This is a genomic window from Pseudomonas fluorescens (assembly GCF_018614655.1).
In the GTDB taxonomy this organism is placed as follows: domain Bacteria; phylum Pseudomonadota; class Gammaproteobacteria; order Pseudomonadales; family Pseudomonadaceae; genus Aquipseudomonas; species Aquipseudomonas fluorescens_BX.
In genome coordinates this window covers 13,400-36,911 of the sequence record NZ_JAGGOG010000034.1, presented here as the reverse complement: position 1 = coordinate 36,911, position 23,512 = coordinate 13,400, and the positions used below count along the sequence as shown (strand labels likewise).

Annotated in this window: 39 protein-coding genes; 32 read left to right on the top strand and 7 right to left on the bottom strand. The window is 55.3% G+C overall.

Annotated elements, in window-relative coordinates; all coding sequences use genetic code 11:
* Positions 1-13 precede the first annotated feature (13 nt).
* The 26 genes from J7E41_RS26455 (at position 14) to J7E41_RS26330 (ending at position 15,384) form a co-directional block, all read left to right on the top strand.
* Positions 14-1,093, top strand: coding sequence for a thioredoxin fold domain-containing protein (locus J7E41_RS26455; protein WP_214997201.1), 1,080 nt, complete (start codon positions 14-16; stop codon positions 1,091-1,093).
* Positions 1,080-3,338, top strand: a complete 2,259-nt coding sequence (gene trbC, locus J7E41_RS26450) for an F-type conjugative transfer protein TrbC (protein ID WP_214997200.1) — start codon at positions 1,080-1,082, stop codon at positions 3,336-3,338. Before J7E41_RS26455 ends, trbC begins: the two co-directional genes overlap by 14 nt.
* Before the next feature lie 139 nt (positions 3,339-3,477).
* Positions 3,478-3,981 (top strand): single-stranded DNA-binding protein, encoded by a 504-nt coding sequence (locus J7E41_RS26445; protein WP_214997199.1) that lies wholly within the window; start codon positions 3,478-3,480, stop codon positions 3,979-3,981.
* A 203-nt stretch (positions 3,982-4,184) separates the two neighbouring features.
* Complete coding sequence (locus J7E41_RS26440) at positions 4,185-4,418, top strand: plasmid replication protein RepB (RefSeq protein WP_233098416.1); 234 nt, start codon at positions 4,185-4,187, stop codon at positions 4,416-4,418.
* A 187-nt stretch (positions 4,419-4,605) separates the two neighbouring features.
* Positions 4,606-5,889, top strand: coding sequence for a replication initiation protein (locus J7E41_RS26435; protein WP_214997198.1), 1,284 nt, complete (start codon positions 4,606-4,608; stop codon positions 5,887-5,889).
* 294 nt (positions 5,890-6,183) lie between these two features.
* On the top strand, positions 6,184-6,612 hold the full coding sequence (locus tag J7E41_RS26430; RefSeq protein WP_214997197.1) for a LexA family protein: 429 nt from the start codon (positions 6,184-6,186) through the stop codon (positions 6,610-6,612).
* Positions 6,602-7,900, top strand: a complete 1,299-nt coding sequence (gene umuC / locus J7E41_RS26425; protein ID WP_214997224.1) for a translesion error-prone DNA polymerase V subunit UmuC — start codon at positions 6,602-6,604, stop codon at positions 7,898-7,900. The genes J7E41_RS26430 and umuC overlap by 11 nt, the downstream gene beginning before the upstream one ends.
* Before the next feature lie 26 nt (positions 7,901-7,926).
* The gene (locus tag J7E41_RS26420) at positions 7,927-8,568 is read left to right on the top strand and encodes an SOS response-associated peptidase (RefSeq protein ID WP_214997196.1); all 642 of its coding nucleotides are present in this window, start codon (positions 7,927-7,929) and stop codon (positions 8,566-8,568) included.
* A 51-nt stretch (positions 8,569-8,619) separates the two neighbouring features.
* On the top strand, positions 8,620-8,817 hold the full coding sequence (locus J7E41_RS26415; protein WP_214997195.1) for a hypothetical protein: 198 nt from the start codon (positions 8,620-8,622) through the stop codon (positions 8,815-8,817).
* Between the two features lie 36 nt (positions 8,818-8,853).
* Positions 8,854-9,279 carry a hypothetical protein gene (locus J7E41_RS26410; RefSeq protein ID WP_251029702.1) on the top strand — a complete coding sequence of 142 codons (426 nt, stop codon included), beginning with the start codon at positions 8,854-8,856 and terminating at the stop codon, positions 9,277-9,279.
* Positions 9,280-9,338: 59 nt separating this feature from the next.
* Positions 9,339-9,701, top strand: coding sequence for a hypothetical protein (locus J7E41_RS26405; protein ID WP_214997194.1), 363 nt, complete (start codon positions 9,339-9,341; stop codon positions 9,699-9,701).
* Positions 9,702-9,804: 103 nt separating this feature from the next.
* A complete protein-coding gene (locus tag J7E41_RS26400; protein WP_214997193.1) occupies positions 9,805-10,467 on the top strand; it encodes a tyrosine-type recombinase/integrase in 663 nt (220 codons plus the stop codon).
* A 279-nt stretch (positions 10,468-10,746) separates the two neighbouring features.
* A complete protein-coding gene (locus tag J7E41_RS26395; RefSeq protein WP_214997192.1) occupies positions 10,747-11,055 on the top strand; it encodes a hypothetical protein in 309 nt (102 codons plus the stop codon).
* A 131-nt stretch (positions 11,056-11,186) separates the two neighbouring features.
* Complete coding sequence (locus J7E41_RS26390; protein ID WP_214997191.1) at positions 11,187-11,459, top strand: hypothetical protein; 273 nt, start codon at positions 11,187-11,189, stop codon at positions 11,457-11,459.
* A 30-nt stretch (positions 11,460-11,489) separates the two neighbouring features.
* Positions 11,490-12,032: a hypothetical protein gene (locus tag J7E41_RS26385; protein WP_214997190.1), complete on the top strand. Its 543-nt coding sequence runs from the start codon at positions 11,490-11,492 to the stop codon at positions 12,030-12,032.
* A gap of 10 nt (positions 12,033-12,042) precedes the next feature.
* On the top strand, positions 12,043-12,324 hold the full coding sequence (locus J7E41_RS26380; RefSeq protein ID WP_214997189.1) for a hypothetical protein: 282 nt from the start codon (positions 12,043-12,045) through the stop codon (positions 12,322-12,324).
* A gap of 20 nt (positions 12,325-12,344) precedes the next feature.
* Entirely contained in the window at positions 12,345-12,515 is a 171-nt protein-coding gene (locus tag J7E41_RS26375) for a hypothetical protein (RefSeq protein ID WP_214997188.1), read from the top strand.
* 206 nt (positions 12,516-12,721) lie between these two features.
* Positions 12,722-12,955, top strand: a complete 234-nt coding sequence (locus J7E41_RS26370; protein WP_214997187.1) for a hypothetical protein — start codon at positions 12,722-12,724, stop codon at positions 12,953-12,955.
* A 27-nt stretch (positions 12,956-12,982) separates the two neighbouring features.
* The gene (locus J7E41_RS26365; RefSeq protein ID WP_214997186.1) at positions 12,983-13,168 is read left to right on the top strand and encodes a hypothetical protein; all 186 of its coding nucleotides are present in this window, start codon (positions 12,983-12,985) and stop codon (positions 13,166-13,168) included.
* A 31-nt stretch (positions 13,169-13,199) separates the two neighbouring features.
* Positions 13,200-13,460 (top strand): hypothetical protein, encoded by a 261-nt coding sequence (locus J7E41_RS26360; RefSeq protein WP_214997185.1) that lies wholly within the window; start codon positions 13,200-13,202, stop codon positions 13,458-13,460.
* The gene (locus J7E41_RS26355; protein ID WP_214997184.1) at positions 13,457-13,855 is read left to right on the top strand and encodes a hypothetical protein; all 399 of its coding nucleotides are present in this window, start codon (positions 13,457-13,459) and stop codon (positions 13,853-13,855) included. The genes J7E41_RS26360 and J7E41_RS26355 overlap by 4 nt, the downstream gene beginning before the upstream one ends.
* Before the next feature lie 10 nt (positions 13,856-13,865).
* Positions 13,866-14,072: a hypothetical protein gene (locus tag J7E41_RS26350; RefSeq protein WP_251029701.1), complete on the top strand. Its 207-nt coding sequence runs from the start codon at positions 13,866-13,868 to the stop codon at positions 14,070-14,072.
* Positions 14,073-14,079: 7 nt separating this feature from the next.
* Positions 14,080-14,397 carry a hypothetical protein gene (locus tag J7E41_RS26345; protein ID WP_214997183.1) on the top strand — a complete coding sequence of 106 codons (318 nt, stop codon included), beginning with the start codon at positions 14,080-14,082 and terminating at the stop codon, positions 14,395-14,397.
* A gap of 38 nt (positions 14,398-14,435) precedes the next feature.
* Positions 14,436-14,828 (top strand): hypothetical protein, encoded by a 393-nt coding sequence (locus J7E41_RS26340; RefSeq protein ID WP_214997182.1) that lies wholly within the window; start codon positions 14,436-14,438, stop codon positions 14,826-14,828.
* A 26-nt stretch (positions 14,829-14,854) separates the two neighbouring features.
* Positions 14,855-15,181 (top strand): hypothetical protein, encoded by a 327-nt coding sequence (locus tag J7E41_RS26335; RefSeq protein ID WP_214997181.1) that lies wholly within the window; start codon positions 14,855-14,857, stop codon positions 15,179-15,181.
* A 14-nt stretch (positions 15,182-15,195) separates the two neighbouring features.
* Positions 15,196-15,384 (top strand): hypothetical protein, encoded by a 189-nt coding sequence (locus J7E41_RS26330; protein WP_214997180.1) that lies wholly within the window; start codon positions 15,196-15,198, stop codon positions 15,382-15,384.
* A gap of 104 nt (positions 15,385-15,488) precedes the next feature.
* Here the strand turns inward: J7E41_RS26330 and J7E41_RS26325 are convergent, their stop codons facing one another.
* The 3 genes from J7E41_RS26325 to J7E41_RS26315 are packed head-to-tail and all read right to left on the bottom strand — an operon-like array spanning position 15,489 to position 17,422.
* Positions 15,489-15,917, bottom strand: a complete 429-nt coding sequence (locus J7E41_RS26325; protein ID WP_214997179.1) for a hypothetical protein — start codon at positions 15,915-15,917, stop codon at positions 15,489-15,491.
* Positions 15,918-16,877, bottom strand: coding sequence for a tyrosine-type recombinase/integrase (locus J7E41_RS26320; protein WP_214997178.1), 960 nt, complete (start codon positions 16,875-16,877; stop codon positions 15,918-15,920).
* Positions 16,862-17,422: a GNAT family N-acetyltransferase gene (locus tag J7E41_RS26315; protein ID WP_214997177.1), complete on the bottom strand. Its 561-nt coding sequence runs from the start codon at positions 17,420-17,422 to the stop codon at positions 16,862-16,864. Before J7E41_RS26315 ends, J7E41_RS26320 begins: the two co-directional genes overlap by 16 nt.
* 296 nt (positions 17,423-17,718) lie before the next feature.
* Between J7E41_RS26315 and J7E41_RS26310 the strand changes: the two genes are divergently transcribed.
* Positions 17,719-18,081 (top strand): transposase, encoded by a 363-nt coding sequence (locus J7E41_RS26310; RefSeq protein ID WP_214997176.1) that lies wholly within the window; start codon positions 17,719-17,721, stop codon positions 18,079-18,081.
* 268 nt (positions 18,082-18,349) lie between these two features.
* On the opposite strand, the gene J7E41_RS26305 is transcribed toward J7E41_RS26310, so the two are convergent.
* The 3 genes from J7E41_RS26305 to J7E41_RS26295 are packed head-to-tail and all read right to left on the bottom strand — an operon-like array spanning position 18,350 to position 20,241.
* Entirely contained in the window at positions 18,350-19,180 is an 831-nt protein-coding gene (locus J7E41_RS26305; RefSeq protein WP_214997175.1) for a hypothetical protein, read from the bottom strand.
* Positions 19,181-19,207: 27 nt separating this feature from the next.
* Entirely contained in the window at positions 19,208-19,537 is a 330-nt protein-coding gene (locus J7E41_RS26300) for a stability/partitioning determinant (protein WP_214997174.1), read from the bottom strand.
* Positions 19,534-20,241: a ParA family protein gene (locus tag J7E41_RS26295; RefSeq protein ID WP_214997173.1), complete on the bottom strand. Its 708-nt coding sequence runs from the start codon at positions 20,239-20,241 to the stop codon at positions 19,534-19,536. Before J7E41_RS26295 ends, J7E41_RS26300 begins: the two co-directional genes overlap by 4 nt.
* Positions 20,242-20,832: 591 nt before the next feature.
* Between J7E41_RS26295 and J7E41_RS26290 the strand changes: the two genes are divergently transcribed.
* From J7E41_RS26290 to J7E41_RS26270, 5 genes are all read left to right on the top strand, one after another.
* On the top strand, positions 20,833-21,090 hold the full coding sequence (locus tag J7E41_RS26290; protein ID WP_214997172.1) for a hypothetical protein: 258 nt from the start codon (positions 20,833-20,835) through the stop codon (positions 21,088-21,090).
* A gap of 25 nt (positions 21,091-21,115) precedes the next feature.
* Positions 21,116-21,640, top strand: a complete 525-nt coding sequence (locus J7E41_RS26285; RefSeq protein ID WP_214997171.1) for a hypothetical protein — start codon at positions 21,116-21,118, stop codon at positions 21,638-21,640.
* Between the two features lie 44 nt (positions 21,641-21,684).
* A complete protein-coding gene (locus tag J7E41_RS26280; RefSeq protein ID WP_214997170.1) occupies positions 21,685-21,927 on the top strand; it encodes a hypothetical protein in 243 nt (80 codons plus the stop codon).
* A gap of 71 nt (positions 21,928-21,998) precedes the next feature.
* Entirely contained in the window at positions 21,999-22,214 is a 216-nt protein-coding gene (locus J7E41_RS26275; RefSeq protein WP_214997169.1) for a hypothetical protein, read from the top strand.
* The gene (locus J7E41_RS26270; RefSeq protein WP_214997168.1) at positions 22,211-22,456 is read left to right on the top strand and encodes a hypothetical protein; all 246 of its coding nucleotides are present in this window, start codon (positions 22,211-22,213) and stop codon (positions 22,454-22,456) included. The genes J7E41_RS26275 and J7E41_RS26270 overlap by 4 nt, the downstream gene beginning before the upstream one ends.
* Here the strand turns inward: J7E41_RS26270 and J7E41_RS26265 are convergent, their stop codons facing one another.
* Complete coding sequence (locus J7E41_RS26265) at positions 22,457-22,651, bottom strand: hypothetical protein (RefSeq protein WP_214997167.1); 195 nt, start codon at positions 22,649-22,651, stop codon at positions 22,457-22,459.
* Between the last annotated feature and the right edge of the window lie 861 nt (positions 22,652-23,512).

Below are 23,512 nucleotides of genomic sequence, written 5' to 3'. Positions count from 1 at the left end.
TAGAGGAAATTCCATGACCTCGGCATCCCTGCACGCACCGTTTTCGGTGCTTATCAAAGCTAATTACCTTGTCATTACTCAGACAGTAGATAGCGTCAACCGCACGCTCTGTACCTTGGACCTACGTCAAAAGCGCTCCTTTTATTTGAAAAATGGCAATGTGGTTTGCCGTGATGCCCAGGGGTTTGAATTCTCACTCGAAACTCTCAACAACGATGAGGCGCTGGACCTACTCAGCAAATTGGCAATCGCGCAGTTACACCACGCCCAACTGAAGTTCATGCGTAGATTGATCGGTCTGGTGATAGCTGTTGTGGTCTTCACGGTCGGTTTTTTTTGGCTTACACCATCCTTCTTAGCGCCGACGGGCATGACAGCCACCAGTCCGGTACTCAGCGCACCTAAACCCATGGCTCGCCTCCCGGTCCCAAGTGCTCCAAGCGCAGCGGTACGGCCCGTAGAGCCAACTCCAAGTCCGACAGCCTCAAGTGAGGTGCCAGATGACGGCTGGGCTTTGCCACAGGCGATTCGGGCCACGCTCCCGAACAAGCTGCACAACGCTGCAGAGCGCAAACTATTTACCGTGGACTACTCCAGCGGCCACGACCGGACGTTGTATGTCTTTGCTGATCCCAGTTGCCCCAACTGCAAGCGCCTGGAACCTGCACTGAATGCCATTTCTGACGCCTTCAACGTGGTGGTGTTTCCGGTACCTGTGATCGGTAAGGAAAAGTCGATTGCGGCCATTACGCCGGTGCTCTGTCTGCCTCCTGAACAGCGCAAAGCGGCCTGGGACGCGTTGTTTGATCTGGCACCTGATGGGCTGAACTTGGGCAAACAATCGGAAAAGCAGGCGTCGGAAGGGGCGGATTCAAAAGCGGCGCAACCTGGCGAATGCGATGTAGCCCTTAAAGCTCTGGGAATCAATCAGGTGGCCTATCAGGCCTATCTCATTCCTGGCACGCCTTGGGTGATTAGCGACGATGGCCGTTACGTGTCGCAGGCGCTTTTGCGCGACCCGCTGAAACTGCAAGCCTTCCTGGACGAACAACCGGCGCAGAAGGGTCAGGAGGTATCGGATGCGAGCCAATGACTACGCCGTCGAACGTACGCGCCTAAACCGCCGGATTTACCACTCGGCATTGGGCGAGTGGATGATGGGGCCCGGTAGTCTCGCGTTGGGACTGATCGGGTCCGTGGTGGGTGGCATCGTGTATCCGGCCAGCTTGTGGTTGAGTTTGCCCATCCTGATTTTTTGGGCGCCTTCCATGTTGCTCGAACCCTGGCAGATGCCTATGCGCATGCCTTCGGACATGGACCGCTTCGATCCTTCGACGCAACGTCAGGTACCGGGCAAGCTACTGGGTTTTTTGCCGGTGACCGTCATGCGCACCACCATGAGCAAGGCTGCTGGCATCTTGTATATGGGGTATTTGCGGGCCCGGGATGCCGGGCGTGAGCTGTGGCTCTCCATGGATGACATGACGCGCCATATTTTGATGTTCGGCACGACCGGCGCCGGCAAAACTGAGGCACTTTTGGGGTATGTCGTTGGCCAGCTCAGCTACGGGAAAGGGCTAATTTATTCTGACGGCAAGGCCCAAAACGATGTATCCGCCGCCATTACCTCTCTGGCACGGCGCTATGGCCGGGAGGATGACGTTCGGACAATGAGTTTCATCACGGGTGGTAAATCCCGGGCACAGGATCTGCTTGAAGGCAATAAAAGCCGAGGGCAGACCAACACCATCAATGCGTTTGGTATCGCCCAGGAAACCTACATCATCAACCTGATGGACTCGATGTTACCCCCGGCCGGCAACGATGGTGGCTGGCAAGAAAAAGCCCGGGCCATGATCCAGGCCCTGGTGTTTGGCTTGGTGTACAAGTGCCGGCGTGAAGGGACGGTCATGTCTCAGCGCACGATTCAGGCGCATTTACCGCTGCGCGCGATCGCCAAGCTCTATATCCAGGCAGTGGAGCAACAATGGCATGAAGAGGCCCGGTTACCGCTGGAAAACTACCTGGGTACTCTGGCCGGGTTTGACTTGGCCAAGGTGGACTCCCCTTCTGAATGGGCGCCGGAGGCACTGAATCAGCACGGGTATTTGATCCAGCAATTCACTCGCATGCTGGCCTTGTTCAACGACACCTACGGCCATGTGTTTGCCCTTGACGCCGGCGATATCGACCTCAAGGACGTGGTGCATAACGACCGCATCCTGCAGGTATTGATTCCGGCGCTGGAAATTTCCTCGACCGAGGCGGCGACCCTTGGCCGTTTGTACGTGTCGCAGGCGGCCATGATCCTGAGCCAGGATTTGGGTGAGAAGCTGGAGGGTAAGCCCGAAGATATTCTGGTGATTCGCAAGTACAAGGACCGCTTCCCGTTCTTGTGGATCTTGGATGAGGTAGGGGCCTACTACACCGACAAAATAGGCGAGTTAGCCACGCAAGTGCGGTCCATTGGTATTTGCTTGCTGTTGGCGAGCCAGGAAGCACAGCGCCTCAAATCCGCTGCCGGCGATAAAGTCTGGACGTTGATTGCCAACATGGGCACCCGGATCACCGGGAAAATCATGGACCCCAAAGACACGCTGGAGATCCTGCAGTTGATGGCGGGTGACGAGTATGTGCCCCAAATGTCCGGCTTGGTGCGTCAACCGGGCATGTTGAGTTCAAACTGGGAAGACTCTGACACCTTGACTATGAGCAAGGACAAAAAGGTCAGTGTCGAGGAAGTCCAGCAGCTGCAGGAGGGTGAAAACATCACCCTCTACAAAGGGAATGTGATTCGCGGCAGTTCCATGTACGTCGATGATGTCGACAAGCTTTCCAAAGAAGCCATCCATATCAACCGCTTTATCGAGGTCGCCCCGCCGGGGCTGGAGACCTTGTTGGCCGGTGCGCCCGCCAGGGTCCGGCGCAGTTATCCGCGTGCGGATCGAGTGCAGCAGATTTTGCACCATGTGGCGGTGAAGCCAGGCCGCTGCGACTTGGAAAGCCTGGTGCTGACTGACCCGTTGCTAGTTGCTTTGAATGACCTGGACGAGGAATGGCAGGCCATTTGGCGCCGGCGGCCAGGGGCAGCGGTGCGCAGCTCGTTGTTATGGAACACCGCATTGCAGCATATCCCCAAGCGCGGACGTGGTTATCAGGCGCAGTCGCGCACCGCACAGGCGTTAACGGTGGGCAGCAAGCGTCTGGAGGACTACCAGGCGCAGCACATCCGACCAGCCAATATCCCGAATGCCCAAGCTGCTGCGCCTAGAGCTGCAGCGCCGAGGCCACAGAGAAACGACCTGCAACCCCCGATCTATGAAGACGAAATGAATTAACGGGCGTCATCGAGTGGGCTTTGAGCGGGCCACGACACTACATGTTGTGTCACCGGCAGCTGATCAGGGCACCACATCTAGTGGCACAGAGAAAAATTTGCACCTTGATGTTCAAACCCAAGTAACGAGGAGAAACACCATGGCACGCGGCGTAAATAAAGTGATTTTGGTTGGCACATGCGGGCAAGACCCGGAGTTGCGGTACACCCCCACCGGTAAGGCGGTAATCAATCTTAGCCTGGCCACCAGCGAACAATGGACCGACAAGCAGACCGGGCAGAAGGTTGAAAAGACCGAATGGCACCGCGTGGTGCTGTTTGAAAAGGTGGCGGAAATCGCCGGGCAGTACGTTCGCAAAGGCACTCAGGTTTATATCGAAGGCAAGCTGCAGACCCGAGAGTGGGAAAAGGACGGGATCAAACGCTACTCCACGGAGATACATGTGGACATGCGCGGGACGATGCAGCTTTTGGGTGGACGTCCGCAGGGCGATCGGCAAGCTTCGCAAGAGGGCCTGGGAGGTAACACGCCAAATCAGTCCCCCCGGCCGCAGCAGTCGGTACCGAGGACAGAAGCCCATCCTGCAGACCAAGCGGAGCCGGATTTTGATCCGGACGATTACGATGAGTCGATTCCGTTTTAGTGGCGATTGGGTTCTTCTAGAGGCTCCCGTAGACCATAACGTCTGAACACAAAAAAGCCGAAACCTGCACAAAATTGCGCTCAAAAATGCCTTTTGGCGTCTCTGAAACTGCATGAATTTGCTTTTTCATGCAGCGACGCTTAGTCTTGTCTCGTTATTACCACAACGATTCGAGGGGCGTGATGGCCGTGGATCTTTCAGCGATGCGCAAGTTGTTCAATAAAGGTGGCCTGAAAACCGCCATTGTTGCCCCTGCTGCTATGCAAAGCGGGTGGGAGCTTATTGTTGTTCACATGGACGGGAAGCTGGATTACATGACCATCGCCCGATCAGATCGACGAAAAATCTATAAGAGCCTTGAGTCGGTGCATGCAGATGCAGCACGTGTAGGGTTTGCGGAAGTGACGACTCATGTGGAGGCAATGCAAGTGGCATAACGGAATCGCAGAAACCAAAAAGCCCGGCTGGTAACCGGGCTTTTAGGAAAATTCAGAACAGGTCCTAACTTTAGAGAGTGGCGACCTGCTCAACAACAACAAACGGTGAGCCAATTATGGCGGGCACCTCGGGCTTTTGCAAGCCGAGAAAACCCAATAATTAGCTCGCCGCCAATAGGCGTCGAGCATGGAATTAGCTTCCACAAGTGTTGGCCACGTCCAGCACACAGCAGGGACATACTCGCCATCAGGGCGATTCTTTGAAGAAGGTACGGCACTAAGCCGCGTTGTCAGCGAGGCCCCGTATCTTGCGCGTTGTAGCGATAACAAGACTGCAACCCTTGTCCGGCCACGTGATTACGCGATCCGTTACCCGTACATGCAGATCAACCGCCGCGGGATGGTGTCGTGGTTGATCTTCGACCTCGATCACTCCAATTCGCTCTCCTGGGACGATGAAGGGCTACCACCGCCTAATCTGATCGTGCGCAACAGGAACAATGGACACTCCCACCTTTTCTATGCCATACCCCCGGTCTGTACGACCGAGAACGCCCGCGACAAGCCTATTCAGTACATGAAGGCCATCTACACGGCCTTCGCGCTTCGTATTAACGCCGATACGGACTACAACAGCGGACCGGTTGCCAAGACGCCTGGTCACTCTTGGTGGTCTACCTCAGAACTTCATAGCCACGTCTACGAACTGGGCGAGTTGGCCGATTATGTTGAGCTGCAGGTATCTCCCTGGAAGACAGGCCCCAAGCTTGAAGACCTTCCGCATTCAAGACATTGCATCCTGTTTGAGCAGCTGCGCTATTACGCGTACAGCATCGTCAACCGAGAGCGCGAACGCGGGACGTTGGCGTCTTTCACACAGCTACTAGAAGCCTTCGCGCACAACCACAACAAGTTTGCTCGAAACGGCTTTAGCCAGGATTTAATGCTGTCTTCGATAAGGGCCACAGTTAGATCCGTCGCCCGCTGGACTTGGACACGTTACGTTGGCAGCACCAGGTGTTGCCGTGGGGCCATGGGGCTCGACAAGTCCCTACCGCTGCAGGAACGTCAGAGTTTGGCGGCCAAGCGAACCCACGAGCTGCGTCACAAAGCTACCGAATCAAAGATCCGCGCTGCGTGCCGCGGGCTCCAGGAGCGCGGTGAAAAGCTGACCCAAGCCACGATAGCCTCCCTTGCAGGGGTTTCACGGCAGACGGTGGCCAACTATGGCCACGTCCTGGAAGAAGTCTCCCGGCCGCAGACTATCGCTGTCCTTGGAGTCGCGAGCCATCCCAAGATCAAATCAAACACGGTCGCCGGCGCCGGCGCTCGAGGCACCGAATGCAATCAGCCGCAGGCCCCGAGCAACAGATCTCTTAGTGTTAAGAATGGTGTACATCAGGTAACTGCCCGGCCACGGGCCGCTGTTGATCTTGCCGTTAAAGGCTCTGAAAATGAGGATTCTTCATAGTGCTGGGGAGTGGTGAGTGCGAGTGCTTTGTTCTCACTGACGCTGCTGATTGTTGTTTTGCGTACGGATGAGAATTTCCTCTCTTTGAAAGGCGTTTCCTGATGAAATCTTGTGATGTGACCCCCAGCGGAATCTCCAGATTTCAATGTAGAGCGCGTGCTTTCGCTGCGCGTGGTGTGCTTGGTTGCTCCCCATGGCCACCTGGTGAAATGACACTTGGTCGGCTTAAATTGACGTGCATTCAGCGGCATCGTTAACTGTCTATCCATACAGTTATTTGTTCAGGCCAGGTTTATGAGCGTGACCCTTCTTGGTCCCATTGCCAGCGGTGGTGTATCACTCCCGCTGTATTCCTCCCAGGTGTCTGCTGGTTTTCCATCGCCGGCAGCCGATCACCTTGAAAAATTGATTTCGCTAGATGAGCTGTTCGAAATCCGAGCCCCGCACATGTACTTGGCCAAGATCCAAGGCGACAGCATGCAAGGTGCCGGCATTTTCAGCGGCGACCTGGTGATTGTCGATCGAAGCAAAACAGCGCGTCATGGCGATATCGTCATTGCGGCGCTCAACACGGAATCAGTGTGCAAGCGACTATCCATCCAGGGCGACCAAGTGGTCTTGATGGCCGAGAATCCTAAGTACCCGCCCAGGTACGTGATGGAGGGCGACGAGCTGGTGATATGGGGCGTGGTCAAATACAGCGTTCGTGACCATGAACGCTAGATCCGGCCTTGCACCCGGCTTACCCGTTTTCGCGCTGGCCGATTGCAACAGTTTCTACGCCAGTTGCGAGCGTGTCTTCCGTCCGGACCTGGCCAGCACGCCGATCGTGGTGTTGAGCAACAACGACGGATGCGTGATTGCCCGCAGTTATGACGCCAAACCTTTCGTCAAAATGGGCGCGCCCTATTTCCAGATCAAAGACACGCTGCGCCGGCACGGCATCGTGGCCTTCAGCAGCAACTACGCGCTGTACGGGCAAATGTCCGAAAGAGTCATGACACTAATAGAATCAATGGTTTGCGAAAGTGAAGTTTATTCCATCGACGAAATATTTTGTGACCTCTACGGCATGCCCGGCGACCTTACAGATTTTGGCCGAAAGATCCGTGCCAAAGTCCTAAAACACACCGGTATCCCGGTAGGCATAGGCATTGCCCACACCAAAACCCTGGCAAAACTGGCCAACCACACGGCAAAACGCCTGCAGGCGCAAACCGGCGGTGTCGTGGATCTGTGCGATCCGTTCAAGCGCGACTGGGTGTTGCGCAATACCGCCGTGGAAGAGGTGTGGGGCATCGGTCGACGCATGACATCGCACATGCAGGCCTTGGGCATCCGCACGGCCATGGACTTGGCCAAGGCGGATCCGCTCTTGCTCGGTCGCAAATTCAGCGTCGTCCTGGAGAAAACCGTGCGCGAGCTCGCCGGCACTTCGTGCCTGGCCCTGGAAGAGGCGGCACCGGCCAAGCAGGAGATCTGCTGCAGCAGAATGTTCGGCATGCGCCTGGAGACGATCGAGCCGATCAAAGAGGCGGTGGCCACCTACGCGCAGCGTGCGTCGGAAAAGCTCAGGGCCCAGCATTCGCTGTGCAAGAAGATCCGCGTCAGCATTCGCACCGGCATGTTTAACCCCGACGAAGCCCGTTACGCTAACGGCGTGTTGGTTGAACTGCCTTACCCCACCAATGACGTGCGATTGATCACCAAGGCCGCGACGCAGGCGGTGGAACGCCTGTTCCGTCCTGGGTTCCGATACAGCAAGGCTGAGGTTTTGTTGATGGACCTTCGTCAACCAGGTGAATTCACCGACGACCTGTTCGCGCACACGCAACCAGCTGCAGCGGACAAGGTGATGAACGTTCTCGACGAAATCAACAGCCGGTGGGGCCGTGGAACGCTGCGCGCGGCAGCGGTGCCGGCGGCGCCGGCCTGGGCGATGCGTCGTGAGTTGATGAGCCCGAACTACACCACCAGGCTCGATCAGCTCTGGACGGTGAATGCCAATTGAGGCGTCAGAATTGAGGGAGTTTCAAAATGTGCAGTCATTACGAAGCACCGGCGCCGCAGCGGGTAGCTGACACCTTCGGCGTTGAACCTTATGAACAGGGCAAGCTGGATCTGTGGCCAGGCTACATCGGGCCCTTCATCCGCAGCGCGGAACACGGCGACGTCGAGGCAGAGTCGCCGGCGCCGTATGAAGTACTGGCTGGTTCGTTCGGCCTGGTCCCTTCCTGGAGCAAAGACACCAAAATCGCACGGAAAACCTACAATTGCCGATCGGAGACCGCGAGTGCTAAGCCGTCTTTTCGCACCGCTTGGCGTCAGTCCCACCATTGCATTATTCCTGCAGCAGCGATCTATGAGCCTGACTGGCGAACGGGAAAATCCATTCCCACGCGTATAGTTAGGTCTGATGGAGAATTGATGGGAATCGCGGGCCTGTGGGAGAAGTGGCACGAACCTGGTACCGATATGATCCTGCACAGTTTCACTATGCTCACGATCAATGCCGATGACCATCTTTTCATGCGCAACTACCATAAACCCGAAGATGAAAAGCGCATGGTGGTTATCCTGCCCAAGGGGCTGTATGCCGATTGGTTGAAAGCCTCGGCCAGCGATAGCATGGAGTTCATGCGTCAGTACCCAGCCGACCGCATGGCAGTCGCAATGTAGTCCTGGCCACCACACAACATGGCCTGAATTGGTGAAAACGAGAGCGGTTGAATGACCAAAGAAGAACTGCGACACCAGCTGCAGGAGCAGTTTGAGCAGCATCTGCAGGCTAATCCCGATGCAATAACGCTTTATGCTGCAGAACCGGAACCTGAACAAAAACCGTGGAAAAAGAAGCCCAGCCTGCTCGATCAGGCTTTCGCACAAGACCTGGCCGACATTGAAAAAGAACTGCAGGCCAAAGCCTAACCGGGGCGGCGCCTATGTCGTCAACGAGGATATCTCATGGATCGTAATCAAAATCGTGTTGCTGAAGTTCTTGCGTTTGCCGTTGCTGTTGCGTTGATTGGCTATATGGCGGCCGAAGCGTTTGCCGACCAGGTAGGTGTGGATGTTACAGCGGGTGGACGGCTGCTATTCAGTATCGTGTTGTGCCTAGGACTCATCGGTTATGCGGTATGGAGTGAACTGACTGACGGCCTGTTTGGGTTCAGGGCGCTGCTACCGCCGGCCTTAGCCACTCTGTGGAGCGGGATGTGGCCCGCGATGCAGTATTGGGGGGTGAAGTCGCTTTATTTCCCTGGGTTGCCGATCGAGCAGCAAGACGTTGAATGGTGGGCTACCGGTTACATGCACTGGGGAGGAATTGCTGTATTGCTTATAGGCGGCTATGCGCTTGCGTACTGGACGTGGAGGCGCAGTAACTATTAGGCCGTAACCGGTCACTCATTGTTCGAACGGACGTTGGATTTAAACCACAGGAGCAATTTATGCACTGCAACATCGAGCTGCTGGATAAGGATCGAAAGGCATGGTTCACCGGTACCAGAGAGCTGCCAGGCGAGTACATTCTCAAACTGGCGGCAGCGCGTAAACCCGCTGTTATGGAGAAGGGCCTGGAATTCGCCCAGGGGGCCATTCCCTTTTTCGGCGGCGAGTTGGTCAAGATGGTCAAAGAGCGCGGCACAGAAGATCAGATCGATAAGGCTGTGATCGAGTTTGCACTGGCTGTCGTGGTGGTCGAGAGCTGCATGGGCACCAGAGATGAGGTGCTGCTGAACCGGACGTTCAATCTTGCCGTTCACGACGACGGCGCTGTGCAGTACGACCGTGTGGATGGCCTGCCCATCTAATTTTCCGTGAACAGCAGAAACGCCATAAGGCCGGGGCTATCCTCGGCCTTTTTCTTGCCATACACTGTCAGGATTGAAGGTTAATCAGCATCTAGAGTGAATAATGCCCAAAGCGATTGTTATTGAAGACGAGCAGCTTGAGCATGCTGTTCGGGTTGCGAAAGTGAGCAGCCCGGAGAACGGTGGCCGGGACGCTGCTCTGCTGCTTACCTGCTTTGGCACCGGCATGACCGTGACAGAGATTTGCCGCTTGCGTGTGAGCGACTACCTGACGGAATCGGGGGCTGTGTTGATCGACTCCCAGGTACGCGCAGATATTGCTTACAACCATCGCTCCAGGCCGCTGTGCTGGACCAGCAAGAAACTGACCAACGCCATAGATGCGCACCTGGCAGAACGCCTTGCACGCGGTCATGGCGTTTCAACCAGGGCGATGGCCTTTCGTAGTCTTGATCCTGACTCGCCGTTGTTTGTCTCTGGTCGAACTGGCGAAGGATTGAAAATCAGCGCGCAGCGTCGAGACGGCAAGATTTACTACAGCGCGAACCAGCTAAGTCGGTTGTACACGCGGTTGTTCGGCCTTGCCGGGATCGAGGGTGCCAGTGCGCAGTCAGGGCGGCGGACGCTTGCGGTCAAGCTCAAGCGGCGCGGCATCGACTTGAGACACATCAGCGAGATTTTGGGCATCGAGAGCCTAGAGGCAGTCAAAAAGCTCTGCGCGGGTGATCCTGCGCGGTTGGGCGATATAGTTCGGAGAATTATTTGATGTTGGTTCAGCGTTTGACCCCGGAAGAATTCAAGGCGGAATACCGGCGCCGGGGCTGGAGCGGGAAAGACCTCGCGGCGCACTGGGGAAAACACCCTGTTTCCTTGAGCAAAATCGTTAATGATCCTGAGCGCCCTGCGCATTGGGACGACGCTGTTAGGGGGCTTCCAGAACATAATAGTTAGGCTATAGGCAAATAAAAATTGTAAATAATTAGCCTATAGGCTAATATTTTCTAATTGAAACGAATCACTGAGAACTCAGGAAATGGAAGTCACTATGAAAAAAATCATCGTCGCAGCAGCGCTCTTGATGGCCGCGAATGTCGCTCAATGTGCTGACGGTATGGCCTTGCGGATGCTTAACGATAACCTCAACCCATCGGTCGGGGATCGTATCGCACTCCAAGAATTGATTGGGGATTGCCGCTTCTACGGGAAGGTTGTTCCCGCATCGGGCGCTGATCTGTCCATCAAGATTAACCGCAAGGTTTGTCTCGGTGATGTTGAAAAAACACCCGTCGATCTGGTGGTTCCTCTGCCGGGTGGTTCCGCCGCCGATCTATACGCTTACCCTGCCCGCAGCTAGGAATTCGACCAGGTACATTAAAGCTCAAGCCCAGCCATGCGCTGGGCCGAGGCAGTCAGCATGACCATTTCTTAGATGTAAATTTATGCAGTAGAACCCACCCCCTTCAAGATTCGCAAGGAGCCCCACCCATGACCGCCACAGCCCCGCGTAAGTACATCCGCGCCGAGCCCCCGGCGTTGCTCACCGATCCGCTGACCGTGACGCTGCAGGGCACCTACTTGGAGGCGTTGAACGAGTTGCGCCAGGCCAAGCATGCGATGTTCGCCCACGCGCCGGGTGGGCCCGGCTGGGAGACGCTGAGCAAGGCCCATGATGAGGCGGAGGCGCGCTTGGGCCGCCTGCTCGAATCCATGATCAGTCTTGAACTGGGCGAGCCCAGCGACTGGGCTGTCGCCGAGTAACCCACCAACTTCACGGAAAAAGGGGGCGCTATGAGTGCACTGAGCAGCTACAAGGGCCACATTCATTTGATGCGGCAGATTCACGAAGCCAGCTATTACATCGGGAGAGCAGAAGAGCTTGGCCATCCTCACCTCTGGCATTCTTACCCTCAGATCCTAGAGTTTTTAGGACACTTCAAAAGCGCGCTCAATTCGTATGCGAAATGTTTCGTGAGAGCTGGGGATGGTCGCATTCGGCTTGAAGCTTCTTCGGTATTCAAATCTGAGGATGCCTATCTTAAGAAACACAGCATCATCATGGATTTGCGCCATAACTACGTGGCGCACAATAGCGAAAACGAGTTTGAGACGGTGTCAGTTCATGAGGCGGAATCTCCAGAGGAGCTTGTGCTTCATCTGCAGTACGGAATCTCCTTTCCATTTGATCGCCTTTACGAGCTGCGCGAGCTGATCCGGTTGGTTGAGCTTCACATTGTTGATCGTCAAAAGGTCCATTTGACCGCAATCGAGCGCGAAGTTGGCAAACCTGTGCGGGTAACCGAAGGAAACACTGACACTGCGGCTGATATCTAGGAAATCGAAAATGGCACAGAGAATCGAATGCCCCGAGTGCAGAGGCCCGCTCAAGGTCTGGATCGATATTGATGCGGACATCAGCTTTCACGTATCCCGCACCGGCCAGCTCAGCAAGCGTGAGGTCCGAGATAACCAGCAGAGCGATGGTCGCTGTGGGTTGGAATGCCAGGATTGCAGTTGGCAGGTTCATGGGAATGACGTTCAGGACGCTGCTTTTTTGAAGGTCATCCAGAGCGCTGACGAACAGTGGCAGGGACTCCAGTTATCTGTGGTCCGCGCCAAACCTTGATCGACGTAGGAAAAATAGTTATGAACGCTCCAAAACATTTTTACGTTTACGGCGCCGCTGCCTTGTTTGGTCTCGGTTTTACACTGGCTGTTCTGAACTCCGCGACCGTCGCCGCTGCCGGTGCTTTTATCGGGTGCGGCCTGATGGGTATTGCAAACGCTGTAAGCGCTTTCGCCAAGCCAGCGGCGTAGGAAAAAGCAGCGATGAATCCACTCCTACGAAACGGGATCTACATAGTCAACATCAGTTTGGGTGGCCTTCTATTGGCCTATCTGCTGTTCGGCATAAGACCTAGCGGTCTAGGGATGTTGGGGTGTTTGATTGCTCCTCTGATCATCGTGATGGTTACGACGTGGCGGAGTCATCGCGCTCAGAAGAAACGTTAAGGGAAAACAGCATGACCGAACTTCAGAGGGTTGCTCGGCGCACAAACTTGGTGTGGGTCTGGGGTGGGCTAGCAAACCTGCTCATCGCCTTGGCGGGCGCGCTTGCGATATGGGTTTATCCATTCGAGGGGCCTGATCTGCGCAGCGAGTTCTGCGCGCTTCTGGTGCCGGTTGGAGGCTTCGGTTTAGCGGCAACGTTGGTCGGGTTGCATGAGCTTAGAGCCGCCAAGAAAAGGGATTGGTAGTTACCACTTCCAAGCATAGGAAAAATTGTGAATATAAAACTCAGCAAATTTCAGATTTATGCGATCGTTTTTTTTGCCGGGTTAGCTCTAGCCACCGTGTGGCAGGCGGGAGTTAATCACGGAATGGGGATCGCGATTGACAGCATCAATGAGGTGCTGCCAGTGCAGCCGCTTCAAGCTCCAAGCCTGCCCCCTTCACACCCTGAAAACTGATCGCGGAAACTACACCAAAAAGGATGAAGCCATGAGCAACGAAAAAGCCCATCTCCTGAAAGTCGAGGCGCAGTTACGCAAAGCCTATAGGTCTGCATTCTTTTGCGGTGTGCTAGTTGTTTTCGCGATGATGGCCATCGTTATGTTGGCTTTGGCCGCCAAACAACCAGTTGACCAAAAAGCCATTGCCGAAGGCTGGGCACCGCTCATCATGCTGATGGCAGCAATCGCGGGGATTTGTCATTTTTTCCACGGGGTGGTTAAGAACAAGATTAAGAGACTGGACCAATGAAAAATATGACGATGATGCTGACAGCTAGAGAAGCCGCCTTACCCCTCACAGGTAAACGCCCTGAGACCGCTGATGAAATCATCAATGCTGTCTCCGCAAAATTCGCGGCAGCTCGGGCACAGGGAGCCAAAAGCGTTTGGATTGGCTGGGAAGAGGGCTATGCCCCCTTGGGTGGCGATATGCGGTATCAGGAGCCCTCAACGGCATTGGTAGACGCCGTCAAGGTTTTGGTCCAGAACGGGTATTTCCTTGTGTTCGACATGCAACTTGGAAAACCCCATATGCGGGTGAGTTTCTGCGCTGACGAGATTGAGCGTCATGTAGATTTAGAGTTGTTGTTCCGGCCTCTTGAGTTGGAACACCTGTTTCGCGATGACGACTCGCTCAAGTGTTGAGGAAAAAACGATGACAAACACCAACAGCCCTGCCGTCTTGATCGAGGCCGCAGACAACGAACTGGACGCGCTGCGCCGTGACGCTGAGCGATATCGAGTGCTGCGCGAGCATTGGGTGCGGATCGAGGACGGGACTATTGTGCATCGTGCCGGTGGACTGGATCTGTGGTGCGACAAGCGCCTGTCAGGCAGTGAAGATCAATCAACGAAACGTTGAGGGAAAAATGACTGCATCGTTGAAAGGAGAATCTGTGATGGCAAAACCGGCAAGTACATTAAAACTTGAACCCGTGTCAGTCGGAGAGGTTTTGCTTAAGCCATCCGCTCACCTTCAATTGCTAGCCACAGACGGTGCAGCAGTGTTCAAGGTTGATGATGAGGGTTATCCAGAAATTTGGTTGGCTGATCGGCTTTGGGAGGTTTCTGGTCGTGGCGTCGTAGCAGTTGGTGATGTTGTGGACCCAGGTGTGCCTGGCCCGGTTGTGCGGGTCATGACACTGGCGGATCAGGCATATATCGTCGCGTTACTGAGCAAGCCTTAGCGTCCGACGCAACACTGAGTAGCGACAGGAAAACAATAATGACCATGCGCACCTCCCAACACTATGTTTGTCCTAAGGGTCACCAGGGCGAGGAAAAAACCTCCGAAAATGATCAGCCTTATTCGAAAAGCTGGATCAAAGTTACGGTCAAAGGAATGAAGGACGGGCCAAAAGATGGCAATGGGTGCGATACGTACCTGTGCGAAACATGTGGTTTGCGGATGGCCATTGCACCCGACATCCCCAAAGCCACTGAGCCAGGACCTGACATCGATCTTAATGTGCTGCTTGAAGAACGGTTTTCGATAGGCCAAGGGGTAATCCAGCTGGCTCCCGGTATGACGGATACGCAAATCCTGACGCTGATCAAAATCGCGTGTACCTGGAGCAAAGGCAAAGCGTTCCAGGTCATTTCCCCACGGACGAATTGATCATGGATGATCTGAGGAGATAAACGATGCTGGCCTATTACCCAGGTGGTTTACCAATCGTCGGTTCAGACGGGTTCCCCTTTGACTTTAAAGGTGATCCTGATTTACAGCAGATGCTAAACATTGAGGCACACGCAGCAGCACGTAAATATGGTGTTCGAACTGTGACAGTAACGCAGACCAAACCCGACATGGAACGTTATGAGGCATATCGCCGGAAGACAGCTGCTTTTGAAGAATGGCGTCAGAAACTCAACCGTGGTGATCGGTTGCCGAGGGGCCGTTTTTTTAAAGGCAAGACTCCAGGGCGTGCATTCGTCATGTTGGACGAGTTCTGGCAAGCGCTTGGTTAGAGGAAAAGAACGATATGGCAGTACGTCAAAGCGGCGCGACGGGTGATGTTGTTGCCCGCGAGCTTAAAGAGTCGATTGCTAAACAAGTTAAGGCGCGAACTGGGTTTGACCTACCAAGCACCCAGTCGATTGATCAGATGATACGGGCAGCGGCACGGCATGGAATTCGATTTTCTCTTGTGTCCTATATGGGTAACCATTAGGGATGACAACTAAGCCGCCAAACATTCGACCGATGCCGATCGCGGAGTTGCAACCAGGTGAGGATCTTGCCTTGCTACGCCAATATGCCGAGCGCTATGAGTGGCTACGCCAGCGGTCCGTGAGGGTTCAGGGCAGTGAGGTGTGGTACTCCGGCAGTTACCTGGATCTTCGGGTCGATATCGGGCTTGGCCACGTCAATGAGGATGTACCTGATGCTTAGTTCCCGCATCGGCGCGTGGTTAACCCGTGGAGTGGGTTGTTTGCTGGTGTTGGTGGTGATCTTGCTGTGCGTCGAGGTCGCTACAGATTTGCTTGCAGGGGTAACGACGACCACCAATAAATGGGGGCCCCGGCACATGTATACCGTGGGGAGCCAACCCTTTAAATATTGGACGACAGTGGCCTCCCAGGCCGTACTGATCATCGTCCTGGGGCCTTTAGCTGCGGGCTGTTTTTGGTTGGCCAAGCTGGAAGCCAGCCCCGATACCCCCACGCGCAAGCGCAAACCCAAATAATCCAAGATCTTGTCCATTCAATACTTCACCTTGTAGGTCGGTGAGTCCTCCGGCCGCTGGTCACGTCGGTCATACAAGCGGGTGGTGCTGATATTGGCGTGGCCCAACCACACCTGGACCTTGGCGATGTCCGCGTTATGCTCCAGGGCATTGGTCGCGGCCGTCGCTCTGAGCCCGTGCACGCCCAGCCCGGTGACCTCGATGCCGGCGACACTGGCCCAGTACGCAACCACGGTGTAGATCCCGTTCGCACTGATGCCTGCGCCGGTGGTGCGGCCGCGGATTGAGCGAAACAGTGGACCAGATCCCTGCTCGCGCTCACTGTCGCGTTCCAGGTACGCATGGATGCGCTCGGCCGCCACCGGGTGCAGCGGCAAAAAGCGGAGCTTGCCGCCCTTCCCTTTCACCTGCAGGTGCTTGATGCCTCGGCGCTCCTGCAGGTCGCTAATCAACAGTTGCGCGGCTTCTTCACGGCGCAGGCCGTGGTACAGCAGCACCGCCAGAATCGCCCGATCGCGCAGACCTTTCAGTGTCTGCGCATCAGGGGCTTCCAGCAGGCATTTAGCCTGCTCATCACTGAGCGCCGGTGTCTTGCCCTCGTTGGTTTCGATCTTTGGCCGCTTGACCCCATGCACAGGGTTGCCCCCGGCCACGGCATTGTTCTCCAGGAGGTGATCAAACAGGCTGGCCAGCGCCGCCAGTTTGCGTCGTATGCTGGCCCCGGCCAGGCCCCGGGTTTCGAGCTGGGCGCGCCAGGCCAGGACGTGGCCACGGGTGACTGCGCGGAATTCTTCGGCCCCGGTGAGCCCAACGAAGCTGCAGAAGTCTTCCAGGTCGTTTTGATAGGCGCGTCGGGTGCGTGGGTTGTCGATATTGGCGAACCATTCGACCGCTGCCGGCACGCTGGCCAGCTGCTGGAACTCGGCCGAGGTCAGGCGGCGTTCATCGTCCTCGATGCGGGTTAGTCCTTTAGGCATGGACCGTACTCCGCTTCCCATCTCGCCTTTATCGCTGGCCATTCATCTGAGGCCATGAGTTCACGCTGCAAGCGCTCATGTTCCGGCTCCGGCACCAGGTGCTGCCAGCGCTCTTTGGCTGCGTCGAGCTGGTTTATGCGAAGCTCATCCTCGATCAACGCGCCGGCTGCCGCAAAGCGTTCCCGGGCCAGGTCCCAAAAGGTGTCTGAGGAGGCGTATTGATGCAAGGGCACAATCGGCACCTGGTGGGTGGACCAGAGTTTCCACAGCACGCCCAGGCCTATGCCCTGCCGCTGATGTTCAGGCTCGATGTCGAGCATGTTGATGTACAGACGATCGCCCAGCGGGTTGATTCCGTAGTCGACATATCCGACACGCTGGCCATCGAGTTCGATGTCATCCACAAAGTCGGTACCGGGATAGACGAAACGCCCTGGGTACGATTCGGTCAGCTGATTGACCAGGTGAATTCGTGGCGTACGCGAACTCACAGATGTTCCGTGGCGTCCACGGAAAAAACGTCGAATCGGGTCAAAAAGTGCCATGCGCCCTTCTGCCTATAAAAGTGGTGATAACGTATTTTATCACTACTTATCAGAGGTGCGAGCAATACGGCGGGTTTTGTCGTTTAGTGACTGGAATAGTTTGTTTGCTCGAAACGTGATCAAGGTGTGTGAATTTGTGCAACTGACCAGTTTGGCGCCGGGGTGCGCCGTCACGATCACGTAGCGTACGTTTCCGTTCCGTTGGCTATGGGTGTAAACCGGAACCCTAGAAATTTTCGGTAAGATGTATAGGCCTGTGAGTGGCAGGTGCTACGCACGACAACAAAAGGCCAAGTATGACAACCAATATCACCGATGCAGAATGGGACGAATTGTCACCAGAAAACTTCGAGACGGCCGCTTTACTGCGAGCAGTCGATGCCGTGGACATGCTGCGCGGCGACTTGAGCGACAGCGAGGACGGCGGGCCGCCACAACTGCGCACCGATCTGTTGAAGCTGCATCAACTGGCGATGGCGGTGTTCAACGAAGGATCGCGCAGCCAAGTAGCCGATCTGTTTGAGTTCGCCGTAGACCTTCAGGACCAGGTTGATCATCTGATGACCTCGCTGGAGCAGGTGCAGGAAACTTTGTCCCAGTTGACAACCCTCTACCCAGAAAGCCTGTCCTACGAAGATGGCGATGTGAGCGAGTCCTAATCGTGGCCAAGCCAACGCCAGTCGAAGGCTTAAGCGACGACGAGCTGAAGTTGCTGATCGAAGCTCTACGGGCGTTGCGTCACCACGTGGTAAGGCATGGAATGCCGCTTGCGATGCTGCCTTGGCGGTTGGAAAACGCCAGCCGTCATTGCGCTCCGCGGGCATCGACGACATCCTGCGCCTGGCACGGCGCCTCGGCGGGCGTGCAACCCACTGGTCGGAGGAGTGAACACGGCATTTTCTGGGGTTCTGGATCACACCCTCGACATTAGGTTGTGAACGCCCAAGTCTCGCGGGTGATGGCTGCTATGGTGACAGCCAAAGCCTCTGATGGACCCTCTGCGACTAAGCAACGGTTCCATGACGCAGCCTCAATATCACTGTTTTTCGGTGTTGGACGCACGGTCACAAAGGCTTTAACTCCATGTGAGGACACTTCGGTCTTCACAGACCATTCGTAACTGGATTGCAAACCCCGGTAGCGTAACGACAATAACTGGATCGCATCGTCCAGCTTTTGGGTAGGTTTTAGCTGTTGAGACTGAAGCCTCAGCAGCCGTCCGATCTTGTGGTCTAACAGATCTGAACCACCCATGTTCTCGCCACGTGTCAACTCCTTGAGCAGATCGTCCAACGCCCAGCGTGTATCCGCATTCGGTGTGCAACGTGCAGTTGTCACCTCTCGGATTGCCAAGTCGCGCCCATCGTGTGGTAAATCCCAGTACCAGGCAGCAGCTGGTAAACGATCGCTTTGAAGTATTCCGTCCCTGTTGCTTGGCAACTTAGGTGTAGCGATATCGACCAGCACTTGCGCTATCGCCCCGAAAATGAAGCCACCAGCGATGCTGAGCAAGACCGTGCGGCTCATTTGTTCGGTGGTGGCTGTCAGCAAATATTGCCGCATGTTTTCGTAGTCACCTAAGGTACCTACCAGCAGCAACCCAAAAGGCATCCAAGGCGCGAGTCTAACCCCGCCAACCATCCCCTGGTGAAAGACCTGGTGAAGAGTTGGACGAGACCAGCGGGCCCCAATTTCTCCTTTGCGCTTACTCAAAAGGCTGATCACCGCAGCGTTGAGTTTTTCTACGTTCAATTTCACTGCCCTCCCCTCCCTGATGGTCGACGCTTAACGTGGTTCTGTCTCTAGCTCACGTCGTAAGGCTGCTAAGGCCTGCTTGAGTGTTTCCCCCAACGGTTGATCGATATCGTCAGCAACGCGGTACAACTCATCTTTGGTTTCCTGCTCGCCTTTGATGTTGATCTGAACATTGCGCCCGGTTTTGTGACGTCGCTTTGACCGGTCAACTGGGACCATTAAAGGGGTTGCCTGCCGGCCGACAAAACCGTGTTGGTTCGCCATTTCCTCCACTTCTGCGTTGCTTTGCTTTGTTTTCTGCTCAGTGGCAGGTTTAGGCTCAAAACTTTTCAGGCTATCCAGCGGATCTACGCGACTCATGATGTGATCTTCTCTTGCTGTGGTTGGGCCTCTGAGGTGATTCTGGATATCACTTCCCGAGCGAACGCTTCGGCGTTCTCTATGGCCTTACCCACATTGGAAACTTCATCAGTGGGCAGCAATTCAAGCGGCTGACGGTAGGAAAACATTGCCTTGAATGCTGCCCGCTCATTCAGTTCAGTCTCAAAGAATGGAATTCCCCCAGCTTTGAAGCTCTTGCGGATATGCCTTGTATCCCGGGTCTGAATCGCTGCAGATGTGCGTGTGAACAAAACGGCGAAAGGCAGTTTGTAATCAGGTTTGTGTTTCTGAATGCCTCGTTCGTGGGCCCGGATCAGCGCAAACGCCCTACTCGCCTGCTCAGCGTCCAGTTGCGAGCCTTGGGTCGGTACGACCACAAAGTCTGACTCCGCGATCGCATACGCAACGATGGTGGCCGCTGTGCCCTCCAGGTCAACAATCACGAAAGGCGTCTTTGTAGCTGCGTCTGCGATCGTTTCACCGATCGTCTTGTCAGTAACGTCCGAGGTGATTGTCATGTTTTTGGGGGTGTTACCGCCCTCTGACCACGACTTAATGGGGTGATTCGGGTCGGCATCAATAACGGTGACCGGTACGCGCCGTGCGATTTGCTCAGCGAGTGCCAAAGCGGAAGTGGTCTTACCCGCCCCACCCTTTGGAGAGACGAAAACAATGACTGGCATACACTGGCCCTCAATAGGTTAGTAACCCTTAAAATTCGAAATGAATTCTTTTTGGAATTCCTTTTGAATTCCATGAAGAGACCATATATGAAGCCTTTAAAGAATTCTATAGATTTCAAAAAAGAATTCCATATTGGAATCTTATGGAATTCATTAAGGATACTATTTGTGAATTCTTTAAAGAATCCTAGAGGAATACTATTTTGAATCCATATGGAATTCTATTTGAATTCTTTTATGATTTTAGCTATGGTTCCTTTTGGAATTCTAATTAGAATTCCACTTGGAATTCATTTTGGTTGTACAGGCTTACACATTGCCAGTAGCTACCAGTGCTGATGACTCTATGAAGCAGGGAAGGGTGCCATCTACAGATTTTAGGCATCCTGGACACGTAATAGCTGACACGATTTGATCGTGTCGCGCTGACGCAGCATTTCTTGCCGCGCATGCGCTTCCTGGAGCAACGTAGGTTTTGTTGGCTGGCCTTAGCATGCCAAGGCCCGGGAAATGCCTCTAGCGCAATTGTAGGCGGTCGGTTTTACGTGATGACCTAAATTCAGGGCAAAATAGCCGAAAGGAACACCATCCATGCGTACGATTGAACCCGGAAAACTGCCGCAGCTAACCGACGCCCAGGTACGAGCTGATGCCCGGCCAGGGGAAAGCTTGGAGCAGGCGCGTAAACGGCTGGAAGGGGCGAATTGGGCGTGTCCGCCGGAGGCGGTGGACGAACGGGAAGGCGCCGATTATACCAATGCCGGTCCTGTCGATGAGTGCGAAGGCCTCGACGGCCGTCCGATTCAATGGGAGCCCGGCGAGTTGGGTTACTACGAGCTGCCGCTATAACGAACTAACTGGAAAGGACCCATCAATGGCTACCTGCCTCTATTGCATGGCTGCCCCGGCTGACTTGGGCCGTTATTGTTCTGGCTGCTATGGCCGGGTGTTCCATGAGGATGGTTCGCCCTTGGTGCTGGGCGATCCTGCTGACCCGTGGCGGGAGTTCAACGCCGAAGCCGACCGGGCCATGGCTGATGTAAAGGTGCATTCGGTCCTAGCGCTTCGGATGGCGGCTCGGTGGTTTTTCCCGGTTAAGGTTGCAGCCTGGAAGCTGCGACCAAAAAACGACAACACAACACAGACTGGAAGGCCCCCCAACATGAGTACGACTGAAACCCCGTTGTTGACCCTTACCTTGGATGCCAAGGCTCAGGCCGCGCTGATGCGCAGCCTGGAAGCCTATCGGGCTTGGCTGTATGCCCCCGCGGAACAGAACACCGATAGCCTGCAGGAAGAACGCGTGACAGCGGCGCTACGCCTGGCTGATGAGATAAGCCGCATCGCACAACCGGATCTTGATTTAGCCCTCATCGCGGCAGCCCAGGGCAAAGAGTAAGCCCCCGGTACCGGGATTTTTACGAACGGAAAGGAACCCCCACCATGCCGATTATCCAGATTGAACAGAACAACCCGCAAACCCTGGAACGGGCCCGCTTCCAGATTCGCAGTATTGCCTGTGCCGAGGATAAGCAGGCGGTGTTTTTCCAGTGGACTTTGACGGCGGGTTTCATCATGGCGCTGGTCTTAGAAAAGCTGATCGACGAAGACACCCAGCGCGAGCTGGACGCGGAAGCGGATCAGGCCAGGGACGAGGCTCAGGCGCGTTTGGACAGCGGCCTATGACTTCTCGTTATCGATACGTTGATCCAGATCCGCTTGGAACCCTCCGGGGCACCGTGGCCCGGAGCCGAGAGGTGAATGCTGTCACTGAGCGCCTGACAGCCTGGGGGGAGCGATGGGCGCTGCGCGGTGCCTATGTGCATTGCCTGGGCTGCCAGATTGGTCGCCGGCATAGCGTGGCCAAATCCTTTGAGCATATCGAGGGCTGCACCTTGGCAGATCCTGAGCAATTGGACCCTTGGGGCACACTTGCGGCAATCCTGGGCGACCTGCCAACGGTGCGCCGATGAGTGCCCTGGATCACCTGGCCGACACCAGTCTGCCGGCCGGAATACGCACTCATATCGAAAACCACCTGGTGCGTCTGGCCCGAGCTAAAGACCAATTGACCCTGAGCCTGGCCACCGAACGCGCCGAAGGCTATGTGGAAGGCGTTGAGTCAGCCCGGGCGCTGACACCTGCCACTGTCGAGGCGCTGTATGTGGCTGTCGACAACGCGGCCACGGCCCGCCAGTTGGAGCTGGAGCTGTGATTACACGCCCTGGGCGCGAGCTGCTTTGTCCAAGGCCTCGGCCAAGAGCTGCGCCGAGGTACTGAGCGCGCTGTACAGCTTGCCCAGCTGCAGACTGGGCGTGCTGGAGGTGGTGCGCTGAAACTCGGCGTACAGGCGGCGGAAGTTGGCCAGGGCGTCCAGCTCAAGCGGGGAAAGGTCCAGGGTGATCGACATGACGAATCCTCGGGGGGCCGTGTAACGAACAAAGTGCAGACGAAAAAAAACCGCCTTAGAGAGGGCGGTCTTTTCGTGCAAGATCGGTTAGAGGCCGGGCTTGCGTTCTCACAGGGAGCATTAGCGTGTACTGGAATTTTAGCGCCGGTGTGCAAGCAAGTACAAGGAAAAATCATAAAAACGATCTACGGACCCTGCAAAACTGCTATTCGTCAAAAGAATCCTACCCCTGAAGGGCCTATGCCGTAAGGCTTTGAGGCAATTTACCACGTACTGTCGCTCTATACCGTCCATCCGCCGCAACACAAAGTCGATTTTTTCCATAGAATGCGAGTGTTCCGCGTTCGTCACCTTTGAGGTTGGCCGGGCCAGCGCGCGAATTTTGGACCGACTGCCACGGATTTGAGACCCGTGCCGGATATATGCAGAAGGACCATCAGCCCAGCCGCCTCACAGGGAGCATTAGCGTGTTTCTGAAGGTGTGCGTGTTCCGGTAAGCACACTGGAGGTATGGCCCAACTACGGGAGGGCCAGGTATGTCTAAGTTAAGACGTGCGTGGGACTTCGTGGTGGTATGTGTACGTGTTCATCACGTTTACGAACTGCTGCGAGACTACTTTGAAGGCCTGTAAAGGCTGAGAGGTGGGACCGCTCTGGCTTCGGTCAGAGCGGTTTTTTTTTCCAAAAAAAAGCCCCCGACACGAAGTAGGGGGCCTCTCATTCAACCGTAGGCCCGGCTAGGCTTTCGGTTGGGGGCTTCTTTCGCCCTTGTAGGGGATAACGAAAGTCGCCAGGCCATAATACACAGGACTCTATGGTGTGGTGAAATTTAATTGTTTGTCGTGACAAGTGGTGACGTTT

What these genes read in the sequence shown, in the direction of transcription:
- J7E41_RS26455 (WP_214997201.1), top strand. Translation starts at nt 14, where the DNA reads ATGACCTCGGCATCCCTGCACGCACCGTTTTCGGTGCTTATCAAAGCT.
- trbC (WP_214997200.1), top strand. Translation starts at nt 1,080, where the DNA reads ATGCGAGCCAATGACTACGCCGTCGAACGTACGCGCCTAAACCGCCGG.
- J7E41_RS26445 (WP_214997199.1), top strand. Translation starts at nt 3,478, where the DNA reads ATGGCACGCGGCGTAAATAAAGTGATTTTGGTTGGCACATGCGGGCAA.
- J7E41_RS26440 (WP_233098416.1), top strand. Translation starts at nt 4,185, where the DNA reads ATGCGCAAGTTGTTCAATAAAGGTGGCCTGAAAACCGCCATTGTTGCC.
- J7E41_RS26435 (WP_214997198.1), top strand. Translation starts at nt 4,606, where the DNA reads ATGGAATTAGCTTCCACAAGTGTTGGCCACGTCCAGCACACAGCAGGG.
- J7E41_RS26430 (WP_214997197.1), top strand. Translation starts at nt 6,184, where the DNA reads ATGAGCGTGACCCTTCTTGGTCCCATTGCCAGCGGTGGTGTATCACTC.
- umuC (WP_214997224.1), top strand. Translation starts at nt 6,602, where the DNA reads ATGAACGCTAGATCCGGCCTTGCACCCGGCTTACCCGTTTTCGCGCTG.
- J7E41_RS26420 (WP_214997196.1), top strand. Translation starts at nt 7,927, where the DNA reads ATGTGCAGTCATTACGAAGCACCGGCGCCGCAGCGGGTAGCTGACACC.
- J7E41_RS26415 (WP_214997195.1), top strand. Translation starts at nt 8,620, where the DNA reads ATGACCAAAGAAGAACTGCGACACCAGCTGCAGGAGCAGTTTGAGCAG.
- J7E41_RS26410 (WP_251029702.1), top strand. Translation starts at nt 8,854, where the DNA reads ATGGATCGTAATCAAAATCGTGTTGCTGAAGTTCTTGCGTTTGCCGTT.
- J7E41_RS26405 (WP_214997194.1), top strand. Translation starts at nt 9,339, where the DNA reads ATGCACTGCAACATCGAGCTGCTGGATAAGGATCGAAAGGCATGGTTC.
- J7E41_RS26400 (WP_214997193.1), top strand. Translation starts at nt 9,805, where the DNA reads ATGCCCAAAGCGATTGTTATTGAAGACGAGCAGCTTGAGCATGCTGTT.
- J7E41_RS26395 (WP_214997192.1), top strand. Translation starts at nt 10,747, where the DNA reads ATGAAAAAAATCATCGTCGCAGCAGCGCTCTTGATGGCCGCGAATGTC.
- J7E41_RS26390 (WP_214997191.1), top strand. Translation starts at nt 11,187, where the DNA reads ATGACCGCCACAGCCCCGCGTAAGTACATCCGCGCCGAGCCCCCGGCG.
- J7E41_RS26385 (WP_214997190.1), top strand. Translation starts at nt 11,490, where the DNA reads ATGAGTGCACTGAGCAGCTACAAGGGCCACATTCATTTGATGCGGCAG.
- J7E41_RS26380 (WP_214997189.1), top strand. Translation starts at nt 12,043, where the DNA reads ATGGCACAGAGAATCGAATGCCCCGAGTGCAGAGGCCCGCTCAAGGTC.
- J7E41_RS26375 (WP_214997188.1), top strand. Translation starts at nt 12,345, where the DNA reads ATGAACGCTCCAAAACATTTTTACGTTTACGGCGCCGCTGCCTTGTTT.
- J7E41_RS26370 (WP_214997187.1), top strand. Translation starts at nt 12,722, where the DNA reads ATGACCGAACTTCAGAGGGTTGCTCGGCGCACAAACTTGGTGTGGGTC.
- J7E41_RS26360 (WP_214997185.1), top strand. Translation starts at nt 13,200, where the DNA reads ATGAGCAACGAAAAAGCCCATCTCCTGAAAGTCGAGGCGCAGTTACGC.
- J7E41_RS26355 (WP_214997184.1), top strand. Translation starts at nt 13,457, where the DNA reads ATGAAAAATATGACGATGATGCTGACAGCTAGAGAAGCCGCCTTACCC.
- J7E41_RS26350 (WP_251029701.1), top strand. Translation starts at nt 13,866, where the DNA reads ATGACAAACACCAACAGCCCTGCCGTCTTGATCGAGGCCGCAGACAAC.
- J7E41_RS26345 (WP_214997183.1), top strand. Translation starts at nt 14,080, where the DNA reads ATGACTGCATCGTTGAAAGGAGAATCTGTGATGGCAAAACCGGCAAGT.
- J7E41_RS26340 (WP_214997182.1), top strand. Translation starts at nt 14,436, where the DNA reads ATGACCATGCGCACCTCCCAACACTATGTTTGTCCTAAGGGTCACCAG.
- J7E41_RS26335 (WP_214997181.1), top strand. Translation starts at nt 14,855, where the DNA reads ATGCTGGCCTATTACCCAGGTGGTTTACCAATCGTCGGTTCAGACGGG.
- J7E41_RS26330 (WP_214997180.1), top strand. Translation starts at nt 15,196, where the DNA reads ATGGCAGTACGTCAAAGCGGCGCGACGGGTGATGTTGTTGCCCGCGAG.
- J7E41_RS26325 (WP_214997179.1), bottom strand. Translation starts at nt 15,917, where the DNA reads ATGGACAAGATCTTGGATTATTTGGGTTTGCGCTTGCGCGTGGGGGTA.
- J7E41_RS26320 (WP_214997178.1), bottom strand. Translation starts at nt 16,877, where the DNA reads ATGCCTAAAGGACTAACCCGCATCGAGGACGATGAACGCCGCCTGACC.
- J7E41_RS26315 (WP_214997177.1), bottom strand. Translation starts at nt 17,422, where the DNA reads ATGGCACTTTTTGACCCGATTCGACGTTTTTTCCGTGGACGCCACGGA.
- J7E41_RS26310 (WP_214997176.1), top strand. Translation starts at nt 17,719, where the DNA reads ATGACAACCAATATCACCGATGCAGAATGGGACGAATTGTCACCAGAA.
- J7E41_RS26300 (WP_214997174.1), bottom strand. Translation starts at nt 19,537, where the DNA reads ATGAGTCGCGTAGATCCGCTGGATAGCCTGAAAAGTTTTGAGCCTAAA.
- J7E41_RS26295 (WP_214997173.1), bottom strand. Translation starts at nt 20,241, where the DNA reads ATGCCAGTCATTGTTTTCGTCTCTCCAAAGGGTGGGGCGGGTAAGACC.
- J7E41_RS26290 (WP_214997172.1), top strand. Translation starts at nt 20,833, where the DNA reads ATGCGTACGATTGAACCCGGAAAACTGCCGCAGCTAACCGACGCCCAG.
- J7E41_RS26285 (WP_214997171.1), top strand. Translation starts at nt 21,116, where the DNA reads ATGGCTACCTGCCTCTATTGCATGGCTGCCCCGGCTGACTTGGGCCGT.
- J7E41_RS26280 (WP_214997170.1), top strand. Translation starts at nt 21,685, where the DNA reads ATGCCGATTATCCAGATTGAACAGAACAACCCGCAAACCCTGGAACGG.
- J7E41_RS26270 (WP_214997168.1), top strand. Translation starts at nt 22,211, where the DNA reads ATGAGTGCCCTGGATCACCTGGCCGACACCAGTCTGCCGGCCGGAATA.
- J7E41_RS26265 (WP_214997167.1), bottom strand. Translation starts at nt 22,651, where the DNA reads ATGTCGATCACCCTGGACCTTTCCCCGCTTGAGCTGGACGCCCTGGCC.